Annotated in this window: 4 protein-coding genes; 2 read left to right on the top strand and 2 right to left on the bottom strand. The window is 70.7% G+C overall.

Features of this window, described 5'->3' with window-relative positions:
• Positions 1 to 27: 27 nt before the first annotated feature.
• Positions 28 to 792 (bottom strand): bestrophin-like domain, encoded by a 765-nt coding sequence (locus ABD466_RS24070; protein ID WP_344659413.1) that lies wholly within the window; start codon positions 790 to 792, stop codon positions 28 to 30.
• Between the two features lie 1,129 nt (positions 793 to 1,921).
• On the bottom strand, positions 1,922 to 3,946 hold the full coding sequence (locus tag ABD466_RS24075; protein WP_425558721.1) for a flavin monoamine oxidase family protein: 2,025 nt from the start codon (positions 3,944 to 3,946) through the stop codon (positions 1,922 to 1,924).
• A gap of 90 nt (positions 3,947 to 4,036) precedes the next feature.
• Between ABD466_RS24075 and ABD466_RS24080 the strand changes: the two genes are divergently transcribed.
• A complete protein-coding gene (locus ABD466_RS24080) occupies positions 4,037 to 4,897 on the top strand; it encodes a spermidine synthase (RefSeq protein WP_344659415.1) in 861 nt (286 codons plus the stop codon).
• A gap of 53 nt (positions 4,898 to 4,950) precedes the next feature.
• The gene (locus ABD466_RS24085) at positions 4,951 to 6,108 is read left to right on the top strand and encodes an acyl-CoA dehydrogenase family protein (RefSeq protein ID WP_344659416.1); all 1,158 of its coding nucleotides are present in this window, start codon (positions 4,951 to 4,953) and stop codon (positions 6,106 to 6,108) included.
• The last annotated feature ends 323 nt before the right edge of the window (positions 6,109 to 6,431 follow it).

The raw sequence follows: 6,431 nt of genomic DNA on the forward strand, positions 1-6,431 counted from the left end.
ACGACTCGGTAACGGATGCTACTTGCGTCATCCGTTGATCTGCGCGAACCGCTCCAGGGCGTGTCGGAAGGCGCTCGGCTGGATGCGCAGGGGCTCGCCGTAGGGGTGGGAGAGGGCCATGACGATGAAGATCCCGAGCCCGACCATCGCGCCCAGCCCGGCCAGCAGCACCACGTTGCGGCCGTTGGCGGTCAGCCCGACGAGCGGCGGATACCCGATCAGCAGGATCGCCGCGATGATGAGCGCGACGTACAGCACCTTGGGCATGTCGTAGTTGACGTCGGCGGCACGGATCAGCCGCTTGGAGTAGATGTCGTCGAGCGCCGCCGCCAGGTCGGCCCGCTTCTTCTCCGCCGCGGCGTCGGCCGGGCGTATCGCCCCGACGTCGGCCCGCAGGCCGTCCAGCGTGGCGTTGGCCTCGTCCGAGGTCTGATGGCCGCCCATCGCGGGCCAGTCCCTGCTGATGACCTGGTTCACGTACGTGGTGAGCTCACCCCGCACCCGGTCCCGGTCCGCGACCGGCAACTTGCCCGCCAGCCAGTACGCGGTGGTCGCCGACCGCGCCTCGTCGTACGTGTGCTGACGATCGGTGTTGTACGTCGACCACGTCCCGGCGATGAGGAACGCGGTCACCAGAATGAACGAGGACAGCAGCGCGCTCCCGATCACCGACAACGCCTGCGGGTTGTACGCCCCCGACGCCGCCCGCTCGGTCCGCCCGAGCAGCACCGACGCCACGACGGCGACGACGACACCCACCACGAGCGAGAAGATCGCCCAGAACACCATCATGACTTGCCTCCTGCTGCCGGTCCGGAAGGTCCACCGCCACCGCCGCCGGCACCACCACCAGCGCTACCGGCACCGGCACTGGCACCGCCCGCGGCGGCGCCGGCCGCGACGGCCGCGGGGACCATCAGGGCGACGAGCGAGACGAGACCCCAGTCGGGCCCGTCGTCCCGCCGATCCGGCGGCGGCGCCGCCTGGGCCGGCGTGATCAGAGTCCTGGGCCGCGGCGGCGCCACCGTGCGCGGCGCGGGCGGCGCAACCTTGGCCGGCTTCGGCTCGGGCACCGGAGGCGGCGTCGGTTTCGGAGGCGGAGGGCAGTGGCAGGGGGTCGGTGGGGGCGGGGGAGGCGTCGGTTCGGGAGGCGTCGGTTCGGGAGGCGGGGGCGGGGTGGGCTTGGGGGGCGGCGGCGGTGTCGGCTTCGGCGTGCCGGGCAACGGCAGATGCTGCTGGTGACCCGGCTCGAAGGGCAGGCCCGGCTCGACGGGGAGCGGATCGGAGGGCAGGCCCGGCTCGACGGGCGACGGCTCGGGATCCGGATCGTCGAGTGGCAGACGGCTCGGCAGCGAGGTAGGCGAGTATCGCATCACCCGCGCGAGTGACGGTTCGGCCGGAGGCAGAGCAGTCGCTGCAGGAGCCACCACCGGTGGCTGCCGGTCTCCACCAGAAGCAAGGTCAAAGCCCGCGCCGAGCACACCGATGTGCACACACAACGCGACCCCGACGCCGAGTCCGAAATCGACCACGGCTCCGCCGCCTCCGTCCCCCCGCTCAGGGTCCTGACAACAAAAGGAAACCCACTAGCGCCCGCAGCGCCTTACCAAGCCCCCGGCGACCCGAACCACCGCGCTCACCGCGCCGCCAGCCCCCGCCGCCCCACCGCTCGGCCCAACCACCGCCGCCTCACCCTCGCCCCATCGCAACCCCCTGTCAGGCGCCCCCGAGCGCCCGGCTCCCCCAGCGGTTCCTGCCTCTCGACGCATCGACGCCTCTCAGCACCTCGACACCTCTCGGCACCTCGACACCTCTCGACGCCGGGGGCCGCGTCCACCTGCGCGGCCCCGGCGCCGTCCCCGCCTGCCTCAGTGATTGCCACGGGAGGCGGTTCGTACCGAAAAGTCCCTCGAACGTGTACCTATGCCGCGTTGACCTCGAGGGCGGTTCTGACCGCGGATTCGAGGGCGCCTTCGATCCAGGCGTGTTTCAGGGAGGTGTGTTCGCCGGCGAAGTGGAGCGGCCCTTCAGGGGTGCCGATGGCCGGGTGGAGCTGGGTGAGCTGGTTGGGGGTCAGGACCGCGGCCTCGCCCAGGGCGTAGCGGTTGCGGAGCCAGCTCTGGGTCTTGCCGCGGCCGGTGAAGAAGGCCTCGATGCGGGTGCCGTAGAGCTGCTGGAGGCCGCGGAGGGCGTGGGGGTAGCGCTCTTCGTCGTCGAGAGAGTCCCAGCGGAGGGCGTCGTCGGCCCAGGAATAGCTGGCCAGGATGACGCCGCCCTGGCTGTCGCCGATGCGGTGGGAGGGGTGGTAGACGAAGCGGTTGGGGATGTCGGTGACGGAGCCGCCGCCGGTCGCGTGGACGGCCGGGACACCGCCGGGTCGGGCCTGGTATCTGTCGTAGAGGCCGGGCTGCCGGGCGTCGAGTTCGCGCTTCCAGTCGTCCTCGGTGAACTCCCACCAGCGGCGGTTGAACTCCAGCAAGACCTTGGTCGCGGCGTCGTAGTGCAGTTCGATCACCGCACGGCGCTTCTTGTAGGACATCAGGGGGCTGATGGTTACGTGGCGCAGCGCGGAGAACGGGATCGTCACGATCGCCACGTCCGCCGTGAACTCGTGGAAGCTGCCCGGCACCTCGGTGCCCGGGACGTCGTCGCTGCCGGTCTCCTGCACCGTGCGCGCCCACACCCGGTTCTTCGCGTCGGTGTGCACCGCCTGGGACGCCCGCTCCGGGTCGAAGTACTCCAGCTCGATCACCCGCCGGTTCATCACCACCGTGTCGGCGACCTGCGGCAGCATCGCGTACGGCAGCGTCGCCGTCCCGCCCTCCAGCTCCCAGTACGTGACGTTCGGGTTGATGTCCGACGCGTCCAGGAAGCTGTGCAGGAATCCCAGCGGCAGCCGCGACGTCAGGTTCTCGATCGTCCCGATCGCCTCCAGCGATCCGTCGCCCAGGCGCGCGTACTCGGTCAGGAACCGCCCCATGGAGAAGCCGTCGAAGTCGTATAGCAGTCGCGCCCAGCCCTCGACCCACTGGTCGAACGGCTTCAGCGTCCGGGTCCCGTCCTTCTCCCGCTTCGAGTAGTAGTCGTAGACCGGCGCCAGGATCCCGTCCAGCGCCGCGTGCGTCGTCGTGTTCAGCATCGACTCCGCCACCCCGAACCCGCGGTTCATCGCCGCCGGGTGGTCGCCGTACTCGGACTTGCGCGCCCGCACGCCGTTGGCCAGGACCCACGTGTTCGAGGCCTGGGTCGGTGCCCGGTACCCGCCGGGCCCGGTGCCGTTGCTCCACGTCTCCCCCGTGAACGCCTTGTACGTGACCGGCGGCGGCGTCCCGTCCGGGTTCCCGGTCCCCGGCACGACGTCCACGTTGTAGAACGGCCGCCGCTTCAGCTTCAGCTTGTCCACCAGGGCCAGGGTCAGCGGGTGCTGGCTCGGGATCCGCATCGCGCCGGCCTCGGCGTACTGCGCGGGGTCGCTGAACGGCGGCTCGGAGGTCTCCGGGCCGACCCGGAAGGTCTTGATCCGGCCGCCGATCCGGTTCGCGTTGGCCTCCAGGACGGTGACGTGGTGCCCGGCCGCCTTCAGCAGCCAGGCCGCCACCAGTCCGGAGATGCCGGCGCCGACCACCAGCACCCGCTTGGGCGCGGTCGTCCGGGGCAGCCCGTGGTCGATCAGGGTTCGCAGATAGGTGAGTTTCAGGTCCTCGTTCTCGTTCCCCACCAGCAACAGCTGTCGCGCCAGACCCAGACAGGTCTGCCAGCGCGCCTCGTCGCGCGCCTCTTCCCGGCTCCCCGGAAGCGGCGCCGCGGGCGGCTTCCCGGTGAGCGCGGTGGCCGCGGCCGCGGCGTTCTCGGCTCCGGTCAACAGCGGTGCGGCGGCGGCCCCGGAAGCCAGTGTGCGGGCCAAGAACGAACGACGTGAACGGGGAATACCGGTTCTCTCAGGCATGTGCCTACACTTTCGGCCTATCGACAGATCATCCGCCAGGCACACCGAGCCGCTTAGCGAGTTCGCCCGATCAGAGCAAAGATGTGAGACATGCCCCGCGAAAACACGTCGCACGACAAGACATGGGACCTGCCCGGAGACGCCGAGGAACCGCCTGAACTATTGCGGGATCTGGACCGCCGGAACGCCTTCCAGCTCATGATCGGCGGCATCCCGCATTCGCACGTCGACCTCGACGACCCCACGCACCTGGAGTACGAGTACGTGCGCCAGATCGCGCACATGGTGGACCTCGCCGCGGCGGAGCGGGCGCCGCTGCGGGTGCTGCACCTGGGCGGCGGCGGCCTGACGCTGCCCCGCTACATCGCCGTCACCCGCCCGGGCTCGGGCCAGCAGGTGGTGGAGATCGACGGCAAGCTGCTCGACTTCGTGCGCCAGGAGCTCCCCCTGCCGCGCAACGCCCGCGTGCGCCTGCGCTGCGGAGACGCCCGCGACCTGCTGGGCCGGGTCCCGGAAGGCGCCTTCGACATGACCGTCACCGACGTCTACGCCGCGGCCCGCGTCCCCGGGCACCTCACGTCCTCCGAGTACGTCGGCCTGTCGAAGCGGGCGCTGCGCCCCGACGGCGTGCACGCCGCGAACCTCGCCGACGGCGACGGCACCGGCCTGTCCTTCACCCGGACCCAGATCGCCAACGCCCGGCACCATTTCGCGCACGTGGCCCTGCTCGCCGACCCCGGCATCCTGCGCGGCCGCAAGTTCGGCAACGTCGTCCTGCTGGCCTCGGACGCCCCGCTGCCGATCCAGGGCCTCGTGCGCCGGGCGGCCTCCGATCCCTTTCCGTGCCGAGTTCTGCACGGAGAGGAACTGACGGCCTTCCAGGGCGGCGCCAAGCCGGTCTCGGACGCCGAGTCGAAGCCGTCGCCCGCGCCGCCCCCCGACGCGTTCTGACGGGAGCCGCGGCACCCGTGGCACATCGCGATACCCACGGGTAGCTTGGCGCCATGCGCCGCACCGTCTACACCGAGGACCACGAAGCCTTCCGCGCCATGCTGCGCGACTTCATCGCTAAGGAAGTGGTGCCGGTCTACCCGGAATGGGAGAAGGCCGGCCATCCGCCCCGCGCGTTCTACCGGCGCCTGGGCGAACTCGGCGTGTTCGGCGTCGGGGTCCCCGAGGAGTACGGCGGCGCCGGCCTGAGCACCTTCAAGTACCAGGCCGTCGTGATCGAGGAGACCACCCGCGCCGGGGTGACCTTCGGCACCACGACCGTGCACGTCGGCCTGATCCTCCCCTACCTGCTCGCCTACGCGACCGAGGAGCAGAAGGCACGCTGGCTGCCGGGCTTCGTCTCCGGCGACCTGATGACCGCGATCGCGATGACCGAGCCCGGCACCGGCTCGGACCTGGCCGGCATCCAGACCACCGCGAAGCTGTCCGATGACGGCCGCCACTACGTCCTCAACGGCGCGAAGACCTTCATCACCGGCGGCGCGCTGGCCGACCTGGTCCTCGTCGTCGCGCGCACCGCACCGCCGACCCCCGGGGACCGGCGCGGCGGCCTGTCGATCCTGTGCGTGGACACCACGTCCCCCGGCTACTCGGTGGGCCGCAAGCTCGACAAGATCGGCCTGAAGACCTCCGACACCGCCGAACTGGCCTTCGACGACGTCCTGGTCCCGGTCGAGAACCTGCTCGGCGAAGCCGGCCAGGGATTCAGTTACCTGACCCACAACCTCCCGCAGGAGCGCCTCGCCATCGCGGTCGGCGGCTACGCCTCGGCGGCGGCGGCTCTGCGGTTCGCCCTGGACTACGTCCGCGAACGCACCGTGTTCGGCACCTCGGTGGCATCGTTCCAGAACACGAAGTTCGTGCTCGCCGAATGCGCCACCGAGGTCGAGGCCGCGCAGTGCATGGTGGACCGCGCCCTGGACCTGCACGACGCCGGCGAGCTGACGGTCGCCGACGCGGCGAAGGTGAAGCTGTTCTGCACCGAGGCCGCCGGCCGGGTCATCGACAAGTGCCTGCAACTGCACGGCGGCTACGGCTACATCACCGAGTTCCCGATCGCGCGGCTGTACGCCGACACCCGCGTGTCGCGGATCTACGGCGGCACCAGCGAGGTGATGAAGACCATCATCGCCAAGTCGCTGGGGTTGTAGCGAGATCAGGCGCGCTGAGAGCTGAGCGAGAGCGAGAGCGAGAGCGAGAGCGAGAGCGAGAGCGAGAGCGAGAGCGAGAGCAAGAGCAAGAGCGAGAGCGAGAGCGAGAGCGAGAGCGAGAGCAAGAGCAAGAGCAACAGCAAGAGCAAGAGCAAGGCCAAGGGCAAGGGCAAGGGCAAGGGCTGTGATGAAGAGCCGGCGCCTCCGGCGGGGGCCTCGATTCCCTCGGGGAACTGGCGCGGCTTCCCGGGGGTGGTCGGGTCGGGCGGGGCGCCTGCGGTTGGTGGGGTGGTGGTTCGTTCCCCTCGCTCACGTCGTCAGCC

This window comes from Catenulispora subtropica (genome assembly GCF_039531675.1).
In the GTDB taxonomy this organism is placed as follows: domain Bacteria; phylum Actinomycetota; class Actinomycetes; order Streptomycetales; family Catenulisporaceae; genus Catenulispora; species Catenulispora subtropica.

What these genes read in the sequence shown, in the direction of transcription:
- ABD466_RS24080 (WP_344659415.1), top strand. Translation starts at nt 4,037, where the DNA reads ATGCCCCGCGAAAACACGTCGCACGACAAGACATGGGACCTGCCCGGA.
- ABD466_RS24070 (WP_344659413.1), bottom strand. Translation starts at nt 792, where the DNA reads ATGATGGTGTTCTGGGCGATCTTCTCGCTCGTGGTGGGTGTCGTCGTC.
- ABD466_RS24075 (WP_425558721.1), bottom strand. Translation starts at nt 3,946, where the DNA reads ATGCCTGAGAGAACCGGTATTCCCCGTTCACGTCGTTCGTTCTTGGCC.
- ABD466_RS24085 (WP_344659416.1), top strand. Translation starts at nt 4,951, where the DNA reads ATGCGCCGCACCGTCTACACCGAGGACCACGAAGCCTTCCGCGCCATG.